Raw genomic sequence first — 19,563 nt, 5'->3', positions numbered from 1 at the left:
AAGTATAACACATGTTGCTCCCAATGCAAGGGTTTTCTTGTTTTTTTAGTAACAAATAAAGTATATATAAAATAATATTAGTTATTAAAGTTGTTAAATCAACATTTACAGCTTGTGAATCTATTCATATTTTGTTTGTGCAAGTATTAATTTTCTTTTAATATAAAAAGAATAGCCCGAAACTGTAACAGTTAATCCTCAATCTCGATCATTGGTGAATCGATGACCATCTGCACTTCTCCACCTTTTTTCTCGTCGATGACAAAAGAGCCATTAGATGTACGGCCTCCGATCGGATAGTCCGTCGGATCGATCGTAGTTTCTTGTCCTTTTTGATTGATCATAGTGATCGTTTTCGCGTGTCCTTCAGACATATAAACGACTCGATGTGGTTGTTTCTTCAGTTCTCGTAAAACAGCTACGCCTCGTTTGGCACGAGAAGTCTGACTGATTTCTTGCGCAAGCATGCGTTTTACAGCACCTCGCTGACTAATGATGACGATTGGCGTATCGCCTTCTGCCAAGACGAGTAAGCCATTGACGACATAATCTTCTTCTTTCAAGTTGATCGATTTGACACCTGCGGCTTTTGTGCCAACAACAGGTACTTCCGTCAATGGGTAACGTAGGCCCATGCCTTGATGTGTAACTAAGAAAACATCTCGATCAGTCTGTTCTTTCTCAAGATAGACAGCTACTAATTCATCTTCCCCAGCTTTTAACTTCATCCCACTCAACGGACGGCTCTTATACGTACGCCATGGTTCAAAATCGGTCATCCGTGTCTGTTTGATCAAGCCATTTTTACTGATGAATACAAATGTTTTTTCAGAATCGATCTTCTGATATGGGAAGACTGCTAAAATCGATTCATCGACCGCAAGATTCAAAATCGTTTGAGAGATATGCTCCCCAGCATCTTTCCATTTCAAATCTGGCAGTTCATGGACGGGACGATAGATCACATTGGCTTTATTCGTGACTAACAAAACGTGATCCAAGGTGTTCAGTTCACCTGCATATAGCAGATAGTCTCCTTCACGCATTCCGATTTCTTCTGGTTTTGAGGCACTATAAGAACGGAGACTCGTCCGTTTCACATACCCCTCACGCGTCACACTGACGATGACATCTTCTTGCGCAACCAGTACTTGTGTGTCGATCTTGATTTCTTCGATTTCCTCTTCGATCATCGTCAAACGAGAGGAAGCGTATTTCTTCTTGACTTCACGAAGTTCTTTTTTCATGACAGAAAACAGCTCTTTATCATTTGAAAGAATTTTATTCAATTCCGTGATCAGAGCGATCAATTCTTGCGATTCACGACGCAACTCTGTGATGTCTGTATTCGTTAAACGGTACAGTTGTAAAGTAACGATGGCTTCCGCTTGTTCTTCTGTAAACTGGAACATTTGGACCAAATTAAGTTTTGCGTCTTTTTTATCTTTACTTTCACGGATCGTTGCGATCACTTCATCTAAAATCGATAAAGCTTTCATCAGACCTTCGACGATATGTTGTCTTTTTTGAGCTTTTTCTAGGTCAAATTGACTACGCTTAGTGATCACTTGTTTACGATGCTCGATGTAACTACTTAAAATATCTTTCAAGCCGACTTGATGAGGCGTCATGTGGTCGATTGCGACCATATTGAAGTTATAGTTGATCTGCAATTCGGTATTCTTGAATAAATAATTCAAGATCCCTTGGGCATTTGCGTCTTTTTTCAATTCAACAACGATCTGTAGACCCGTACGATCACTTTCGTCACGAACTTCTGCGATCCCATCGATTTTTTTATTCAAGCGGATCTCATCCATTTTTTTGACAAGTGTTGCCTTGTTCACTTCATAAGGGATCTCAGTGATCACGATCTGTTGTTTGTTTCCTTTGATTGATTCGATCGAGGTCTTTGAGCGTAAGATGACTTTGCCACGACCGGTTTCATAAGCTTTCTTGATTTCATCTTTTCCTTGCAAAATACCTCCTGTTGGAAAATCAGGCCCAGGAATGAATTCCATCAATTTGTCTAAGCTGGCTTGTGGATGGTCGATCATATAGACCGTCCCATCGATGACTTCAGCAAGGTTATGCGTTGGGATCTCAGTCGCATATCCCGCAGAAATCCCCGTTGAGCCATTGACTAACAGGTTGGGATATCTTGCTGGTAATACGGTCGGTTCTTTTTCAGTATCATCAAAGTTCCAAACAAGATCGACCGTATTCTTTTCGATATCAGCGAGCATCTCACCACTGAGCTGCGATAAACGTGCTTCTGTATAACGCATGGCCGCTGGTGGATCACCATCCATACTTCCGTTGTTGCCGTGCATCTCCACAAGTACTTCTCGCAGCTTCCAATCTTGACTCATACGAACCATTGCATCATAGATACTACTATCTCCATGAGGGTGGTAATTACCCATGATATTCCCAACAGATTTCGCTGATTTACGGAATCCTTTGTCAAACGTATTGCCGTCCTTGTTCATCGCAAATAAAATACGGCGTTGAACAGGCTTCAAGCCATCTCGGATATCGGGCAACGCACGTTCTTGGATGATATATTTCGAGTAACGTCCGAAGCGGTCACCCATCACTTCTTCTAACGTTAACTCTTGGATTTCTTGACGTTCTTCCATTAGGTGACCTCCTATTCTACATCAACTGATTGTTCATTTTGGTTTTCTTCTATGCGTTCTTCATCTAGCAATTCATTAGAGACTGAAGAGGAAGTATCCGTTTCTTCTTTTTTGTCTAAAATGCTGCGTTCTTCTTCTAAGCTGAATTGCACATGGTTTTCGATCCATTTACGACGTGGTTCGACTTTATCGCCCATCAGCGTTGTTACTCGTCGCTCTGCTTGTGCGGCATCGTCGATCCTAACACGGATCAATGTCCGAGTCGCTGGGTCCATTGTTGTTTCCCATAATTGTTCGGCATTCATTTCACCAAGACCTTTATACCGTTGCAACATGTATCCTTTACCGATATTTTTGATCACTGCCGCTAATTCATCATCCGTCCAAGCATATTCAATCACTTGTTTTTTCCCTTGGCCTTTTGACACTTTATACAAAGGAGGTAATGCAATGTAAACTTTGCCTGCTTCGATCAAAGGTTTCATATAGCGATAGAAAAATGTCAGCAATAAGACTTGGATATGGGCACCATCGGTATCCGCATCGGTCATGATGATGATTTTGTCATAGTTGCAATCTTCAATCGAAAATTCAGGGCCAACGCCCGCACCGATCGTATAGATCATCGTATTGATTTCTTCATTTTTCAAAATGTCTTGCATCTTAGCTTTTTCGGTATTGATGACTTTTCCTCGAAGTGGTAAGATCGCTTGGAATTTCCGATCTCTTCCTTGTTTGGCTGAACCACCAGCTGAATCTCCTTCGACAAGATACAATTCATTTTTCTTGGGATTTCTCGATTGTGCTGGTGTCAATTTTCCAGAAAGCAAAGATTCGCCTTTTTTCCGTTTTTTGCCGTTACGGCTTTCTTCTCTCGCCTTACGAGCCGCTTCACGTGCTTCTCTGGCTTTGATTGCCTTGCGGACCAACATCTGACTCATCTCGCTGTTTTCCTGCAAATAGAAGCCCATTTGCTCGCTCATGACATTATCAACAACTGAGCGAGCAATCGGTGTCCCCAATTTTTCTTTTGTTTGCCCTTCAAACTGAAGCAAATGTTCAGGTACACGGATCGACAAGACTGTTGCAAGACCTTCTCGGAAGTCACTACCTTCTAAGTTCTTATCTCTTTCTTTCAACAAGCCGACTTTTCGCGCATATTCATTGTATGCTTTGGTCATCGCTGTTTTCATACCGACTTCATGCGTACCGCCATCTTTCGTTCGAACGTTGTTGACAAACGATAGTACATTTTCAGAATAACCGTCGTTATATTGATAAGCCACTTCGACTTCGATGCCTTCTTTTTCGCCAGAGAAATAGACCACTGGAGTCAACGTATCTTTTTCTTCATTTAGATACGCAACAAATTCTTTGATTCCTTCTTCGTAATGAAAGACTTCTTGAACCTTTTCATCGCCTCTTAGATCGGTTAATGTGATTTTTACACCTTTCAACAGAAACGCTGATTCTCTTAAACGTTCAGACAAGGTATCATAAGAGAATTTAGTGGTTGAGAAGATACTATCATCTGGTAAGAAATGAACAGACGTGCCATTAGCTTTTTTCGTTTTACCGATTTTTTTCAATGTTCCGTCTGGTTTTCCACCTTGCTTGAATGTTTGTTGGTATTCGATGCCATCACGAACGATCGTCACCGTTAACCATTTAGACAACGCATTGACGACACTAGCACCGACACCATGCAGCCCACCAGAGGTTTTATATCCTCCTTGGCCAAACTTACCGCCAGCATGCAATACAGTGAAGATGACTTCAACCGTTGGAATCCCTGAAGCGTGCATTCCAACTGGCATTCCACGACCACTATCTGTAACAGTCACACTGTTGTCTTCGTGGATCGTTACAGCGATTTCATTCCCGTAGCCTGATAAAGCTTCATCTACGGCATTATCAACGATTTCATAGACTAAATGATGCAAGCCTCGGCTATCAGTCGACCCGATATACATCCCTGGTCGTTTTCTTACTGCTTCTAATCCTTCAAGAACTTGGATCGAGGCATCATTGTATTCATTTTTAATTTTCTTTGCCAAGGCAAACGCTCCTTCAATAATACTTGCGGGATAACCGCACCACGCTTATCATACTAGAAAAGTCCTCAAAAAAAAAGAGGGAAGGTCAGAATTACAAGAAACAACCAACTCTCCCGCTTTTTCATCCTTTTCTATCAACTAGACCGATGGCAACGATCCCTTACTCTTTTTTAAAAATCAACAATCGGTCAACATGCGTTCTTCTCATACTTAGTTAACAGGTTTCCGAGAAGTTACTTTATTGCGTATCTGAATGTGCTCTCCCGATACTTCTCGTGTTTATTGCTCCATCTTCGCTAGCTCGATCTTGATGCAGCGATCCATGACGATGTCATTTCTTCCAGCAGCTTGGAGCATTTCAGCAGCTTCTTCATTTTCAATACCTAGCTGTGCCCAGAAGACCTTCGCATTTGTTTTCAAGAAATCGGCTGCCACTTCCGGTAAAAACTCACTACGACGGAAAATATCCACGATATCGATCGGTTCATTGATATCCGTCAGTTGCGCCACAACAGGTTCACCAAGCACTTCTTCACCTGCTAAAACAGGATTGACTGGAATGATACGATAGCCATGTTCTTGTAATAATTGCGCGATTTGATAACTTGTCCGTTCAGGCTTATTACTTAAACCAACGACTGCGATCGTTTTTGCTTCTTGGAGATAGCGAAAGATGGTTGCTTGTTCTGGATTTTTAAATGACATATGGATGACTCCTTTCGATCGTTCAATTTTTTTCGATTGTTTGAAGCATTCTTTCATGCTAAAATATACATTAGTTTCAACTTGAAAGAGGTTAAAAAATGAAAATAATCTTATTGTTTATTGTAGCATATCTTTTGGGTTCCATTCCATCCGGAGTATGGGTTGGTAAAATCTTTTTTAAAAAAGACATCCGCGAACATGGTAGTGGGAATATGGGCACGACGAATACTTTCCGTGTTTTAGGAAAAACTGCTGGAACAGTTGTATTGTTCATGGACATTTTAAAAGGAACTTTAGCCACTGCTTTACCAGTCATTTTCCATGTTACTTCCGTCAATCCACTATGGTTTGGGGTATGCGCGATCTTAGGACATACATTTCCGATCTTCGCAAAGTTCAAAGGTGGCAAAGCGGTAGCGACAAGTGCCGGTATGTTGTTAGGCTTCAATCCACTCTTCTTTATTTACTCGTCTGCGATCTTTGTGATCAGTTTATATTGTACAAGTATGGTGAGCTTAACGAGTATGATCAGCGCGGTCTTGATCACTTTATCCACGATCTTTTTGCCGTACGTTGCGCCAGCGATCTTGCCAGAACCAAATTTACTTTTGACACTCATTGCTTGTGGTGTCTCCGCTTTTATTTTTTACCGTCATAAAGACAACATCAAACGAATCAAGAATAAAACAGAAAGCCGGATCCCATTCGGTTTGAATAGCAGTAAAAAGAAATGATCGCTTTCGATCAATGAAAAACAATGCCTTCTAACACATTTGAGCGCCAACTAGCGACTCATTTGTTCAGAAGGCATTTTTTATTGTCGAACTAACTGAAAGCGAAAGGTTTTCTGGAGCTTAGGTTATTTCACAGTGATCGAATATTTCGTCTTGAATAATTCGTGCGCACCCAATTGATTGATTCCCGCTTTTTCGATCAACTGACCAGTACTGTTGACGGTGTCAGCAATCCCGAACCAAGGCTCGATGCAGACAAATGGCGCTTCTTTTGGATACGGCGACCAAATGCCGACATAAGGCATATCTTTGTAGCTCAGTGTGACACTGTGACTTGATTTTTCACTACGGATACTATACGCATTCAAGCCTCTTGTTTCAAATACTAACGCATCTTGATCAAACAGATCACGCATCAATGCAAGATTCGTATTCGTTTGACCAATCGTTTTTTGTTCCATATCGATGAATGGTCCAGATAATGGTAAACGTAAACGTGATTTTCTAGGAGAAAAAGCCAAATAAAAGTCTTCAAACGTCAACCCTTCTTCTAATGGCACATTGAATGCCGGATGACCGCCAATGGAGAAATACATCTCTTCTTCCCCAATGTTTTCAACTTGGTAATGAACAGTGATCCCATCTCCGCCTAGTTCATAAACTAATACTAGTTCAAAATCAAACGGATAGTTTTCTTTTGTTTCAGGGGTACTTTTCAGTACGAACTTCGCACGTTCTTTGTCGTGTTCAGCAACTTCAAAATCCATGTCACGAGCAAAACCGTGTTGTCCCATCGAATACGTTTTTCCTTGATACGTATACTGATCGTTTTTCAAACGTCCAACGATAGGAAAAAGAACGGGGGCATGTCTTCCCCAGTACTTAGGATCGCCTTGCCATATATATTCCAGATCATGTTCTTTCGATTTCAAACTGATCAATTCTGCTCCATGTTCCGAAATCTCAGCAATCAGCTGATCATTTTGAATTATAACAGTCATCGTCATCCTCCATCTTTTCTCAGACATTTACTGCGTCAAGCAGTAAATGTCTGAGAAAGTTTCCATTTAATAACTATGCTTCGTTAGCTCGTCTTTAAACCGAGCATTCAATACTTTTAAATACGTCCCTTTCATGCCTAGTGAACGAGATTCAATGATACCAGCTGATTCAAGTTTACGTAAGGCATTCACGATCACCGAGCGAGTGATGCCGATCTTATCTGCAATATTTGAGGCAGTCAAACGTCCTTCGTTGCCTTCTAACGCATCAAAAATGGCTTGTACTGCTTTCAATTCGCTGTATGATAACGTATTGATCGCCATTTGGACAGCAGTCGTACTACGGACATCTGCTTCGATATCTCGTGATTTTTGATAAAGGATCTGCATCCCTACTACCGTTGCGCCATATTCTGCTAACACAAGGTCTTCATCGGTAAATGCTTGCTCCATTCTTGCTAAAATAATGGTTCCCAATCGTTCACCGGCACCAAAGATCGGCACAACTGTCGTTAAGCCAAAAGGATATTTTTCACGGCTTTCAAAAGGAAATGCCGTCATATCACTTGTAATTGGGATATTTGCTTCTGTTTTTGTGATCAAATCGACCGTTTCCGTGTACGCATCAGGAAATTGTTTTTGTACAAACATTGTCTTCACACGATCATTATTCACATCGTGTCGTTCATTGTAACCAAGTAGAACCCCTTCACTGCCAATGATATACGTATTGCTATCTAAAACAGCACCTAAAGTGACCGCCATTTTATCGTAAGGTAAATCCGCCTGCATATCAAACGTATTTTTTTGTTGCAATAATTTGTTTATCTTTCGAGTGTTCGTCAACAAATCCGTCATTTTTTTCCTCCGATTTTATAATATATAGCGACTCAAGTCTTCATTCGCCGCAATTGATCCTAATTTATCATCGACATAGGCTTCTGTAATGGTGATTTCTCCCATTTGCATTTCTGGTGCTTCAAACAACAAGTCTTCCAACAATTTCTCTAAAATCGTGTGCAAACGACGTGCGCCGATATTGTCTGTATCACGGTTCACATCATAAGCAATCTGAGCAATGCGTTCGATGGCTTCTTTCGTAAACGTAACAGTTACATTTTCGGTACCGATCAACGCAATATATTGTTTGACTAATGCATTGTTTGGTTCAGTCAAGATCTTGACAAAATCCTCAGCTGTTAAATCATCTAACTCAACACGGATCGGGAATCGACCTTGTAATTCAGGAATCAAGTCACTTGGTTTTGACAAGTGGAACGCTCCTGAAGCGATAAACAGAATATGGTCTGTTTGTAATGCGCCGTATTTCGTATTGACTTGTGATCCTTCTACGATCGGCAAGATATCTCTTTGCACACCTTCTCTTGATACTTCCCCAGATTGTTGGGATTTAGAGGTGATCTTATCGATTTCATCAATGAAGATAATTCCGCTTGATTCAGCCAATTTGATTGCTTCGCTGTGGATATCCGCATCATTGACTAATTTGGCAGACTCTTCTTTGATCAATAACTCCAATGCTTCTTTGACTGTCACTGTACGTTCGATTTTTTTCTTAGGTGTCAAAGCGCCTAGTGTTTCGTTCAAATCGATCCCCATTTGTTCCAGTCCATTGTTCATCATTGGTGCAGGTTTCTTTTGATCTTGTACTTCGATCGTCACTTCTCGGTTGTCAAGCAAGCCTTTTTGCAATTGCTCTAACACTGTGCGACGATTCACTCGAATCTCTTCGGTCACTTCTTCTTGCGTTTCTGCCGGTTGTTGCGAAGCGTTGAACATATTCATCATTTGTTCAAATTGGTTGTTTGATTGTTTTTGCTCTTTTTTGATGCCAGGTACAAGAATTTTCACTAATTGTTTTTCCGCATTTTTCTTCGCTTGCGGGCGAACGCGGCTATATTGACTTTTTTCAACGATTTGGATCGCATTTTCGACAAGATCACGAACCATTGACTCAACGTCACGTCCTACATATCCAACTTCCGTAAACTTCGTTGCTTCAACTTTGACAAAAGGCGCATTGACGATCTTCGCCAAACGACGCGCGATCTCTGTTTTACCAACCCCAGTTGGTCCGATCATCAACATGTTTTTTGGTGTGATGTCTTGTTGCATTTTTTCGTCTAATTGCAGACGGCGATAACGATTTCTAAGGGCAACTGCCACTGATTTTTTTGCTGCTTGTTGGCCAATGATATATTGATCTAACTCACTGACGATTTGTTTTGGTGTTTGTTTTAATTCATACATATCCTTCACCTCTATAATTCTTCCACAATAATGTTGTGATTTGTAAAGACACAGATATCTGCGGCAATATTCAGCGCATTTTCAGCAATTTCTTTTGCACTCATGTCATTTTGAGCATAGTTCTTCATTGCTCGTGCGGCAGCTAAAGCAAAGTTTCCACCAGAACCGATGGCTAAGATGCCATCATCCGGTGTGATGACTTCACCTGTACCTGAAACAAGCAACATTTCTTTATCGTTCATCACGATCAGCATCGCTTCTAATTTTTGCATCGATTGTTGTGTGCGCCATTCTTGGGCTAATTCAACGGCTGCTCTTTGCAAATTTCCGTTATATTCATTGAGTTTGCCTTCAAATTTTTCTTCTAAAGTAAACGCGTCGGCAACACTTCCAGCAAAGCCGACAACTACTTCTCCATTGTAGATACGACGTACTTTTCTAGCACTGCCTTTCATGACGACTGATTCGCCCATTGTGACTTGGCCATCGCCAGCCATCGCGAATTTACCGTTTTTTTCAACTGCACAAATGGTTGTTGAATGAAACTGTGATTCTACCATAGTTGTTTCCTCCTAAAAATGTGGTCACGCTCGTGGATGGAACGAGCGATAATTTTTTTGTAAACTTTCTTTTGTGACATGCGCATAGATTTGGGTCGTGGATAAATTCGCATGACCTAAAAGTTCTTGCACCGTACGCATATCCGCACCGTTGTTCAATAGGTGCGTCGCAAAAGTATGACGTAGCATGTGAGGATGGATATCGCTATCCAAACTACTTTTTTTGATGATTTGGTTTAATACATATTCAATACCAGTAGGTGTGATCGGTTCTCCATGATGATTTACAAAGACATGGTCATGTGACTTATGGTATTTCGTCATTAAGAAGCTGCGTCCCTTGGCAAAATACTCTTGCAAAGCATCTTGCGCAAATGAACCCAACGGCGCATAACGTTCTTTATTTCCTTTTCCATGGATCAACATCACCTCTGTCCCAAAGTCGATGGCAGACATCGTCAATTGGCTACATTCACTCAATCGGATACCTGATCCGTAGAGAACTTCAAGTAACGCTCGATCTCTAAGTGCTAGAGGACTATCCCCAGTGACACTTTCAAATAAACTTTGCATCTCATTCTCATAAAAAAAACGCGGTAGTTTGACATTTTTTTTCTTTAAGTGAACATACGAAAATGGGTTTTCTGCAATTTTTTCTTCACGCAGAAGGTATTGATAAAAGGAACGTAAACTTGCGATTTTTCGACTGACTGAATTTCGACTGTATGATTTATCTGACAGATAGCTCAAATACACTCTCACGTCCAAATAGCTTACTTTCAGCAGATCAGATTCGCCCGATTCCGCTAAGAATCGCTGAAAATCGTTGATATCTTCTTCATAGGCTGATTTTGTTTTTTCTGAATAACCACGCTCAATAATTAAATAACGCAAAAAATCTTCTTGCAAAGTTGATTTCATTCTTTTTACACCTACCTTTTGATCCCAAAATAAATTTAGCATAGCCCTAGAGAAAAAACAAACAAATTGTCAGAATTTAATCAATATTTCTAAGTTTGTTCACAATTTAGCCAATTTACTTGACAAATAAGGGCTGAGGAAACTAAAAACCGCATTAAAAAACCTTAGTTATCTTAAAGAGTGACTCAATTCAAGAGGACTGCCGAGAAATAAGCCGAAGCACTCATAAATGGTGAACACCATTCAGAGAAACTTCGACTTATTACATAACATCCGTTTAACGAGAAGCAAATTCCTCATTCAATAATCCTTGCTTCACTTTTTCATTGGCTGCTAAGGCACGTTCGGCAATTGCTTCGTAACGAGACTTCTTATCACGGATACGTTCAGGCAATTCTGGGAACAATCCATAGTTTGCATTCATTGGTTGGAAATGTTTGCCTTCTGCATGGGTAATGTAGTACGCCATACTTCCCATCGCTGTTTCCTGCGGTAAAACGACAGGTTCCAGTCCTTTGGCTAGACGAGCAGCATTGATTCCTGCAAGTAAGCCACTTGCCGCACTTTCAACATAACCTTCTACACCGGTCATTTGTCCTGCGAAAAACAGATCCTCACGCTTTGTTGATTGGTAGGTCGGTTTCAATAGCTCTGGTGAGTTCATGAAACTATTTCGGTGCATTACACCGTAGCGTACGAACTCTGCATTCTCTAAACCTGGGATCATACGGAATACACGCTTTTGTTCGCCCCATTTCAAATGGGTTTGGAAACCTACGATATTGTAAAGAGAAGCGGCCGCATTGTCTTGTCTTAGCTGGATGACTGCGTAAGGTCTTTTGCCTGTTTTTGGATCTTCCAAGCCAACTGGTTTCATTGGACCAAACAACATTGTCTTAAAGCCGCGTTGCGCCATTACTTCGATTGGCATACAGCCTTCAAAATATTTTTCTTTTTCGAAGGATTTCAATTCTGCGACTTCAGCATTCACTAACGCGTCATGGAAAGCTTTGAATTCTTCTTCTGTCATTGGACAGTTCAAGTAAGCAGCTTCCCCTTTGTCATAACGTGATTTTAAATATACTTTGTCCATGTCGATCGTTGCTTTATCGACGATCGGTGCAGCAGCATCATAGAAATAAAAACCGTCTGAGCCATTAAATGCTTTGATGCTTTCTGCTAAAGGATGAGAAGTCAAAGGTCCTGTAGCAACTACTGTGATCCCCTCTGGAATCTCAGTGATCTCTTCATTCACTACTGTGACTAAAGGATGCTCTTTGACCTTACGAGTGATCGTTTCAGAAAATGAATCACGGTCAACCGCTAACGCACCACCCGCAGGAACTGCTGTTTCATCGGCTGAATGGATGATCACTGAATCTAAGCGACGCATTTCTTCTTTTAATAAGCCAACTGCGTTCGCCAGACTATTCCCTCTTAAAGAATTTGAACAGACTAATTCAGCAAAATTATCTGTATGATGGGCTTCTGTCTTTTTCACTGGTCTCATTTCATATAACTTCACAGGTACACCTGCTTGAGCGATTTGCCATGCTGCTTCGCTTCCTGCTAGGCCTGCACCTACAACATTCACGTTTTCCAACTAAAAACCTCTTCTCATTTCTTTATTTTTGCACATCTTCTTCGTAATCACCATTCGTACAAACGACTTGTTTACCGCCTTTGACTTTTTTCTCGACTAGATAATGATCACATTTCGGACAATTTCTGCCGATTGGTTTTTCCCATGACGTGAATTCACATTCAGGGAAGCGAGAACAGCCATAGAAAAGACGATTTTTCTTGGATTTACGTTCGATGACTTGTCCTTCATGACAAACTGGACAAGTGACTCCGATCTCTTTAACGATCGGTTTGGTATTACGGCAATCCGGAAAATTACTACATGCATAGAATTTACCATACTTCCCTAATTTTATCACCATAGGATGCCCACACAAATCACAATCAAAGCCAGCTGGTTCATCTTTGATCTGGATTTTCTCGATTTTTTCTTCGGCATTCGATAATTCTTTTTCAAATGGTTTATAAAAACGATCGACGACTTCGATCCACTCTTCTTTTCCTTCTTCGACTTTATCCAAGTCATCTTCCATTTCAGCTGTGAAATGGATATCCACGATTTGCGGGAAGAATTCGCAGATCAACGAATTGACGATTTCTCCTAATTCAGTCGGTTCAAAACGTTTTTGTGTCAATTTCACATAGTAACGTCGTTGAATCGTATCTAATGTTGGCGCATAAGTCGATGGACGACCTACCCCATTTTCTTCCAACGCACGGATCAATGTCGCTTCGCTATAGCGAGCAGGCGGTTGAGTGAAATGTTGTTTCGGTTCGATATCGACCGATTGCACTGTATCGCCTTCTGCTAACTCTGGTAAAATATTTTCTTTGTCTTCTTTCCCATCGTCGCGACCTTCAACGTAGACTTGCATAAATCCTTTGAACTTGATTTTTGAGCCGTTCGCAATGAATCTGACATCATTTTGTTCCAACGTCACTTTCATCGTATCTAAGACAGCTGGTGTCATTTGACTGGCAACAAAACGTGACCAGATCAACGTATACAATTTTAATTGGTCTTTATCCAAGTATTGTTTCAAGTCATCAGGTGTACGCAATGCACTTGTCGGACGGACCGCTTCATGGGCATCTTGTGCGCCTTTAGAATTTGCTGCTTTACGTTCTGAATGACTCGAGAATTCTTTCCCATAAGTTTCTTCGATAAATGTTGCGGCTTCCGCTTTTGCAGTGTCAGCGATCCGTGTGGAATCGGTACGCATATAAGTGATCAACCCGATCGTTCCTTGCTTCCCGAGTGAGATTCCTTCATACAACTGTTGCGCGACCATCATCGTTTTACGTGTTCTGAAATTCAGTTTACGTGCCGCTTCTTGTTGCAGGCTACTTGTCGTAAAAGGATTCGCTGGGTTTCGCTTGCGTTCTTTCTTTTCAACTTTTGTCACAGCAAACTCTTTGCCAGTGATACGGTCAGTCACTTCTTTTACAGTTTCAGCATCAGAAAGTTTTTTCTTTTTCCCGTCAACTCCCCAAAAGTTCGCTTTGAATTTCTTGCGTTCTTTCTTAAAGTTTCCGTCAATACTCCAATACTCTTCCGGTGTGAAATCACGGATTTCTTTTTCGCGTTCAATGATGATCTTCAATGCGATCGATTGGACCCGACCAGCACTCAATCCTTTCTTCACTTTACGCCATAAGATCGGACTAATCGAATAACCAACGATACGGTCAAGCGTTCGACGTGCTTGTTGCGCATCAACAAGATCCACATCGATCGAACGTGGCTCTTTAAATGCCGCCTTGACTGCATCCTTGGTGATTTCATTGAAGACAACCCGATTCTTATCGTTTAGATCCAAGCCTAATAAATAGGCCAAATGCCAAGCAATTGCTTCCCCTTCTCTATCCGGGTCACTTGCGAGGTAAACTTTTTGTGCTTTTTTTGCCGCTGCTTTGAGACTCTTTATCACATCGCCTTTACCTCGAATCGAGATATAATGCGGTTCATAATTATTTTCAAAATCGATCCCCATCTTACTCTTAGGTAAGTCACGAATATGTCCTACACTAGCCATTACTTTATAATTACGGCCAAGATATTTTTCAATCGTCTTGGCTTTTGCAGGTGATTCTACGATCACTAAATATTTATATGCCATTCCTGAATGGACTCCTTTCCATTTTCGGGTTCCTACTATATATATGCCACAAGGACTTTTTACAAATCGTAGCTTATCATATCCATTCAGAAAACGTTTGTCAAGGAAAGCAATAATAAATCAATCGTTATGATTCCAATTCATTCAGGATATCTTGGCCCGAAAATGTACATATTGCTCCATCTTGGATCAATTGGTGACAGCCAGTCGATTGTCCTGTCAAAATATTCCCAGGGATAGAAAAAATTGGTCGTCCGATCTCTAACCCTTGCTCTGCGGTAATCAGCGATCCGCTTTTTGCTCTTGCCTCAATCACGCAAATCCCTTGTGACAAAGCAGCAATCAGTCGGTTTCTCATTGGGAAATGAAATTTTTGAGGACGCGCATCTGGTAGAAACTCACTCAATAAAAGATGATTACGCGCAATCTCTCGTTGCAGTTGTTGGTTTTCTTTCGGATAACTCTGGTTGATCCCGGTACCGATCACTGCGATCGTCCTACCTGATCGACGCATCGTTACTTGATGCGCATAAGTATCCACGCCTTTTGCACAACCGCTAACGATCACATAGTGTTGATCGATCACAGGGGCAAGAACTTCTTCAACTATTTTTTTCGCGTACCCAGAAGTTTCTCTACCCCCAACAACAGCAATCATTTTTCGTTGCAACAACGAAAGGTCTCCTTGGTAAAACAAGATGATCGGAGGATTTGCCAAGTGAAGCAGTTGGGGAGGGTAAATCGGATCAAGAAAAGTTATGTACGGGTTCCCTCTTATTACTTGCCGCCACGTATCGTTGATCTGCTGCCAATTTTCATAAAATTGCTCTTTTGAACGATGGAAACGAACGACTGTCAGTATTTCATCGATCGAAAGCCACGCTTTCTTCTCCACCAATAGATGCTGGATCACAAGCCATTTTTGTGGTCCGCTCAGACCTTTGACCAGTGCTAATTTCGTAATAAACTCATTGTGAAAAATCATAAAGCGCCACCTTTTCTAATCTTTTTAATAAGATACGTGAAAAGCGGCGCATTGTTTATGATAAATATTGTTTGACTGGTGCAAAGCTTTTACGATGGATCGGTGTAATACCGTGTTGCGCTAATCCTAAGAGATGCTCTTTGGTACCGTAACCTGCATTTTTCGCAAAACCGTAGCCAGGGTATTGTTCCTCATATTCCTTCATCAATCGATCACGATAGACTTTCGCAATAATACTTGCAGCTGCGATCGAGATCGAGCGAGCATCCCCTTTGATCAGTTTATTTTGTGCAATCGGTAAATCTAACGTCATTGCATCGATCAATAAATACGTAGGTTGAGGGGTCAATTGTTTCACCGCTTCACACATCGCTAATTTACTTGCTTCGTAAATATTGACACGATCGATCGTCTGTTCATCGATCACACCGATACCGATCGAGAGAGCTTTTTCTTGGATCTGCTCGTACAATTCTTCCCGCTTTTTCTCCGAAAGTTGCTTTGAATCATTCAAACCATAGATTGAAACATCGTTAGGTAAAATAACTGCTGCGGAGACAACAGGACCAGCTAACGGACCTCTGCCGACTTCATCGATGCCAGCAATCAGTTGATGCCCTTGTGCGTACCCTTCTTTTTCATAGAAAGACATCGTTTCATATTTTTCTCGGATCAGTGCTTCTTTTGCCAAGCGCTTTTCAAAAGAGAGCAACGCTTGCTGCACACCTTTTCGCTCATCCAATCTTAGTTGAGTGACCACTGGATCATCTAAGGTTGTGATTTGTTTCAGTCTTTCTTTGATGCTTTGGATGGATTCACTCATGCGTAGTCTCTTCCATTTCCTCACAGCGATCCAAAGTATAGCGGCCTAGTTTTCCTTGGCGAATATCAAAGACCACTAGCTCGCTCCCACGGTCATAATCATCTCGATACCCTCTACGTTGCGTGATCGTCATCAAAAGTTCAGGTGCGATTTGTTGCTCTTCTTCTGGTGACAATCCATAACGTTCACTGATTTTATTTGGGTAATAACGGGCAAAGAAATCTAAACCGTAAATCGCTAGATCATCAAGGTGGACCAATTGATCTTTGATCGCGCCAGTCAATGCTAATTTCTTCCCGATTTCCTCATCTTCAAACTTAGGCCATAAAATTCCCGGTGTATCCAAGAGTTCTAATTCACTACCTAAACGAAGCCATTGTTGCCCTTTCGTTACACCAGGTTTATTTCCTGTCTGCGCGATTTTTTTACCAACTAATCGATTCATCAAGGTCGATTTCCCTACATTGGGGATACCTAAGACCATCGCGCGGATCGCTCGAGGTTTGATCCCACGAGCTGCATCTCTTTCCCGCTTTTCTTTCAGTGCTTCTTTTGCAGCAGGAATCAACGCCTTGATTCCTTTACTTTCCTGTGCAGTGATTGCTAAGGCTTGATGTCCTTGTTTTCTAAAATATTGTTGCCATAATTTTGTTTGTTGTGGATCGGCTAAATCTGCTTTGTTCAACAGAACAAGTCTTGGTTTTTGTTGAATGATCTGGTCTAGCATTGGATTACGTGAAGATAAAGGCAAGCGTGCATCGACTAGTTCAAAAACGATATCGACATACTTCATTTTTTCTGAAACTTCACGTCTGGCTTTCGCCATATGCCCTGGGAACCATTGGATAGTCATTTCTTTAAGGCCACTCCTTTCATATCAAGGTTTTAAGAGCGTTTTTCCCATAAATCCAAGTAACGTGTAACTGGGGAGAACGATGGATAACTTATCTTTTCCATAAAATAAAAAGATTATCCCTGAACAATCTCTTATAACCAAGTATCTTTCGCATTTTACCATAAATCAGTTAAATAGTGAATATCTGCCATCTTTCCCTTCATGCAGCAAGCTTCCCCCTGATCGTTTGACCATTCCCACGATTCATCCTCAAGTAATCCGTAGAATCAACTATACTACGTTCTAAGCGCAGCTATGTTTTAAGGACTAGAACTTTTAAAAAAGAAAAAACACGTAGTTTCTTGTCTACGTGTTTCCAGCAATGTCATATATCTTTTTTTAAACGTCTTTCCATCCAAATATATAAGAGTTAGTTGGTGTTATCCACTCCATAGCCTCGATAAAGTCAAAAGGAGAAGGACACATTCCCTAGTTGAAACCCTAACGTTCAAATTTACTTTTTGCTGATCATTGGTTGCTCACAAAAGATAAGTTCCTTGATCTCTACCCCATCGGTTTCAAAAATCACGATTTCGTTTGATCCTTTTTTCAAAAATTCTTTTGGGCAGTACAAAGAATGGATCGGGCCATTTTGCCAGTACCGTCCTAGATTGATGCCATTGACGATCACTACACCTTTACCATAATCACTACAATCGATAAAAGTATCACTAAGGGTTTCCAACGCGAATTCAACCTGATAAAAAGAAGGTTGTGTGGCATTTTTATTTGCTGTGTAATCGATTTTTTGTAGTTGCTCTTCGGACAACGTCAACGCATATTGCAAATATCCTTGATGGAAATGGATGTCGTGCATGATTCCACCACGTATGCCCTTTGCTTGCGTAGGACTATTTAATTTGAAGCCATAGTTTACCCGACCTAAGTTTTCCACTAAAACGTCCAGTTCAATCCACTCTGTCTCCGGCATATCATTGATCATTATTTCTTCGCCGAGCGTTTCTTGATATTGGATTGCTTGTAGCCTGCCGTCAACGAAAATATGCAAACGATCACCGGCGTCAACGACTTTTAATTTGTTTTCATGATGATAGTTTTTGATACTGGCTGAATAAAGTATGTAGCCATAGCCAGTACCTGCTTCTTCCATCGTTAATGGATATATCGTCTCTTGTGGTGTCATGATCTGATCTTTGATTGCGAGTAACGATACACTGTTGGTCACTGGATAATTTCCTAATGTACCGAAAACCTTCTTGCGAGGCTCAGCTTGCCATACTTCAGGACAGACTTCTTTAATCGCTCTTTGCACATGGAAATATTTCTCAGTTGGCTCACCAGCTTCGGTCAATAAAGCATCATAGTCATAACTTGTTATTTGCGGCAAATCAAGAACCCCACGAGCGGAACAACCATTGTAAAAACCAAAGTTAGTTCCTCCATGAAACATATAAAGATTCAAAGAACCTAACGTCAACATCTCTTTGACTTCATTCGCTAGCTCTTGCCCGTCACGCTTGATGATCGGTTCGCCCCAACGATTGAACCAGCCGTCCCAGTATTCCATGCACATTATTGGCCAATTTTTCTCATGCTTTGCCATAAATGCTTTCATCACTGCAACATTTTCTTTGGAATGACTCCCAAAATTTCCAGTCACGAATACATCCTCTTCAATCAATGTACCCGCATCCAATGCTTCTTCCCATGCCCCGTCTGAGGTAAATAACGGAACATCGATCCCAAACTCTTCCATCAATTGCTTAGTTTGGCGCAAGTATTCTTTTTCCATCCCATAAGAACCGTACTCATTTTCGACTTGCATCATGATGACTGGTCCACCATGAGTCACCTGTAGAGGTACTAATTTGGGCAAAAGTACACTGAAATAGGTGCGTACTTTTGCCATGAAATGTGGATCAGTCGAGCGTAATCGTCCTTTTTCTTTCAAGAGCCATGCTGGTAACCCACCGAATTCCCATTCGGCACAAATGTAGACGGATGGACGTAGGATGACCATCAAGCCCAGTTCTTGTGCCAATGACACAAAAGCAACGATATCTTTCATTCCCTCAAAATCATAGACCCCTTCGATCGGTTCATGTAAATTCCAAGGAATATAGGTTTCTACCGTGTTCGCACCGAGAGCTTTCAAATTGTATAAACTGTCTTCCCACTGTGCCGGTGTCATTCGAAAATAATGGATCGCTCCACTGATCAATTTTACTGGTTTTCCATCTAATAAAAACTCTTCTTGTATCTCAAACATTTGCATATTTACTTCTTTCTGGTCAAAATTTCCAT

15 protein-coding genes are annotated in these 19,563 nt (G+C 41.1%); 1 reads left to right on the top strand and 14 read right to left on the bottom strand.

What is annotated here, in order from left to right; genetic code table 11:
• Window positions 1-191: 191 nt before the first annotated feature.
• The 3 genes from parC to IGL24_RS05895 all read right to left on the bottom strand — a co-directional run bounded on the left by parC (window position 192) and on the right by IGL24_RS05895 (window position 5,404).
• Window positions 192-2,642: a DNA topoisomerase IV subunit A gene (gene parC / locus IGL24_RS05905; RefSeq protein ID WP_207699964.1), complete on the bottom strand. Its 2,451-nt coding sequence runs from the start codon at window positions 2,640-2,642 to the stop codon at window positions 192-194.
• Between the two features lie 11 nt (window positions 2,643-2,653).
• Complete coding sequence (gene parE / locus IGL24_RS05900) at window positions 2,654-4,699, bottom strand: DNA topoisomerase IV subunit B (RefSeq protein WP_206857451.1); 2,046 nt, start codon at window positions 4,697-4,699, stop codon at window positions 2,654-2,656.
• A gap of 279 nt (window positions 4,700-4,978) precedes the next feature.
• Window positions 4,979-5,404 carry a CoA-binding protein gene (locus IGL24_RS05895; protein ID WP_207699963.1) on the bottom strand — a complete coding sequence of 142 codons (426 nt, stop codon included), beginning with the start codon at window positions 5,402-5,404 and terminating at the stop codon, window positions 4,979-4,981.
• A gap of 98 nt (window positions 5,405-5,502) precedes the next feature.
• Between IGL24_RS05895 and plsY the strand changes: the two genes are divergently transcribed.
• Window positions 5,503-6,138, top strand: a complete 636-nt coding sequence (plsY, locus tag IGL24_RS05890) for a glycerol-3-phosphate 1-O-acyltransferase PlsY (RefSeq protein ID WP_206857453.1) — start codon at window positions 5,503-5,505, stop codon at window positions 6,136-6,138.
• Window positions 6,139-6,263: 125 nt separating this feature from the next.
• Here the strand turns inward: plsY and IGL24_RS05885 are convergent, their stop codons facing one another.
• From IGL24_RS05885 to IGL24_RS05835, 11 genes are all read right to left on the bottom strand, one after another.
• Window positions 6,264-7,139 (bottom strand): aldose 1-epimerase family protein, encoded by an 876-nt coding sequence (locus IGL24_RS05885; RefSeq protein WP_206857454.1) that lies wholly within the window; start codon window positions 7,137-7,139, stop codon window positions 6,264-6,266.
• A gap of 66 nt (window positions 7,140-7,205) precedes the next feature.
• Window positions 7,206-7,997: a GTP-sensing pleiotropic transcriptional regulator CodY gene (gene codY / locus IGL24_RS05880; protein WP_206857456.1), complete on the bottom strand. Its 792-nt coding sequence runs from the start codon at window positions 7,995-7,997 to the stop codon at window positions 7,206-7,208.
• A 15-nt stretch (window positions 7,998-8,012) separates the two neighbouring features.
• Window positions 8,013-9,410 carry an ATP-dependent protease ATPase subunit HslU gene (hslU, locus tag IGL24_RS05875; protein WP_206857458.1) on the bottom strand — a complete coding sequence of 466 codons (1,398 nt, stop codon included), beginning with the start codon at window positions 9,408-9,410 and terminating at the stop codon, window positions 8,013-8,015.
• Window positions 9,411-9,421: 11 nt separating this feature from the next.
• Complete coding sequence (gene hslV / locus IGL24_RS05870; protein ID WP_206857465.1) at window positions 9,422-9,970, bottom strand: HslVU peptidase proteolytic subunit; 549 nt, start codon at window positions 9,968-9,970, stop codon at window positions 9,422-9,424.
• A 24-nt stretch (window positions 9,971-9,994) separates the two neighbouring features.
• On the bottom strand, window positions 9,995-10,933 hold the full coding sequence (gene xerC / locus IGL24_RS05865; RefSeq protein ID WP_206857475.1) for a tyrosine recombinase XerC: 939 nt from the start codon (window positions 10,931-10,933) through the stop codon (window positions 9,995-9,997).
• Between the two features lie 235 nt (window positions 10,934-11,168).
• Window positions 11,169-12,494, bottom strand: coding sequence for an FADH(2)-oxidizing methylenetetrahydrofolate--tRNA-(uracil(54)-C(5))-methyltransferase TrmFO (gene trmFO, locus IGL24_RS05860; RefSeq protein ID WP_207699962.1), 1,326 nt, complete (start codon window positions 12,492-12,494; stop codon window positions 11,169-11,171).
• A 22-nt stretch (window positions 12,495-12,516) separates the two neighbouring features.
• Window positions 12,517-14,595 (bottom strand): type I DNA topoisomerase, encoded by a 2,079-nt coding sequence (gene topA, locus IGL24_RS05855; RefSeq protein ID WP_207115677.1) that lies wholly within the window; start codon window positions 14,593-14,595, stop codon window positions 12,517-12,519.
• A 127-nt stretch (window positions 14,596-14,722) separates the two neighbouring features.
• Window positions 14,723-15,580, bottom strand: coding sequence for a DNA-processing protein DprA (gene dprA / locus IGL24_RS05850; RefSeq protein ID WP_206857500.1), 858 nt, complete (start codon window positions 15,578-15,580; stop codon window positions 14,723-14,725).
• Between the two features lie 55 nt (window positions 15,581-15,635).
• Entirely contained in the window at window positions 15,636-16,403 is a 768-nt protein-coding gene (locus tag IGL24_RS05845; RefSeq protein ID WP_206857502.1) for a ribonuclease HII, read from the bottom strand.
• Entirely contained in the window at window positions 16,396-17,256 is an 861-nt protein-coding gene (gene ylqF, locus IGL24_RS05840; protein WP_206857504.1) for a ribosome biogenesis GTPase YlqF, read from the bottom strand. Before ylqF ends, IGL24_RS05845 begins: the two co-directional genes overlap by 8 nt.
• A gap of 496 nt (window positions 17,257-17,752) precedes the next feature.
• Window positions 17,753-19,534: a glycoside hydrolase family 35 protein gene (locus tag IGL24_RS05835; protein WP_207699961.1), complete on the bottom strand. Its 1,782-nt coding sequence runs from the start codon at window positions 19,532-19,534 to the stop codon at window positions 17,753-17,755.
• Window positions 19,535-19,563: the final 29 nt, after the last annotated feature.

Origin of the sequence: Enterococcus sp. DIV2371 (genome assembly GCF_050498525.1) — a bacterium.
GTDB classification, from domain to species: Bacteria; Bacillota; Bacilli; order Lactobacillales; family Enterococcaceae; genus Enterococcus_B; species Enterococcus_B mangumiae.
Note: the sequence above shows the minus strand (reverse complement) of the source record. Positions and strands in the feature narration are given on the sequence as shown.

Coding starts and splice junctions, on each gene's coding strand:
- IGL24_RS05835 (WP_207699961.1), bottom strand. CDS start 19,534: ATGCAAATGTTTGAGATACAAGAAGAGTTTTTATTAGATGGAAAACCA.
- ylqF (WP_206857504.1), bottom strand. CDS start 17,256: ATGACTATCCAATGGTTCCCAGGGCATATGGCGAAAGCCAGACGTGAA.
- IGL24_RS05845 (WP_206857502.1), bottom strand. CDS start 16,403: ATGAGTGAATCCATCCAAAGCATCAAAGAAAGACTGAAACAAATCACA.
- topA (WP_207115677.1), bottom strand. CDS start 14,595: ATGGCATATAAATATTTAGTGATCGTAGAATCACCTGCAAAAGCCAAG.
- codY (WP_206857456.1), bottom strand. CDS start 7,997: ATGACGGATTTGTTGACGAACACTCGAAAGATAAACAAATTATTGCAA.
- IGL24_RS05885 (WP_206857454.1), bottom strand. CDS start 7,139: ATGACTGTTATAATTCAAAATGATCAGCTGATTGCTGAGATTTCGGAA.
- IGL24_RS05895 (WP_207699963.1), bottom strand. CDS start 5,404: ATGTCATTTAAAAATCCAGAACAAGCAACCATCTTTCGCTATCTCCAA.
- dprA (WP_206857500.1), bottom strand. CDS start 15,580: ATGATTTTTCACAATGAGTTTATTACGAAATTAGCACTGGTCAAAGGT.
- plsY (WP_206857453.1), top strand. CDS start 5,503: ATGAAAATAATCTTATTGTTTATTGTAGCATATCTTTTGGGTTCCATT.
- xerC (WP_206857475.1), bottom strand. CDS start 10,933: ATGCTAAATTTATTTTGGGATCAAAAGGTAGGTGTAAAAAGAATGAAA.
- parC (WP_207699964.1), bottom strand. CDS start 2,642: ATGGAAGAACGTCAAGAAATCCAAGAGTTAACGTTAGAAGAAGTGATG.
- hslV (WP_206857465.1), bottom strand. CDS start 9,970: ATGGTAGAATCACAGTTTCATTCAACAACCATTTGTGCAGTTGAAAAA.
- hslU (WP_206857458.1), bottom strand. CDS start 9,410: ATGTATGAATTAAAACAAACACCAAAACAAATCGTCAGTGAGTTAGAT.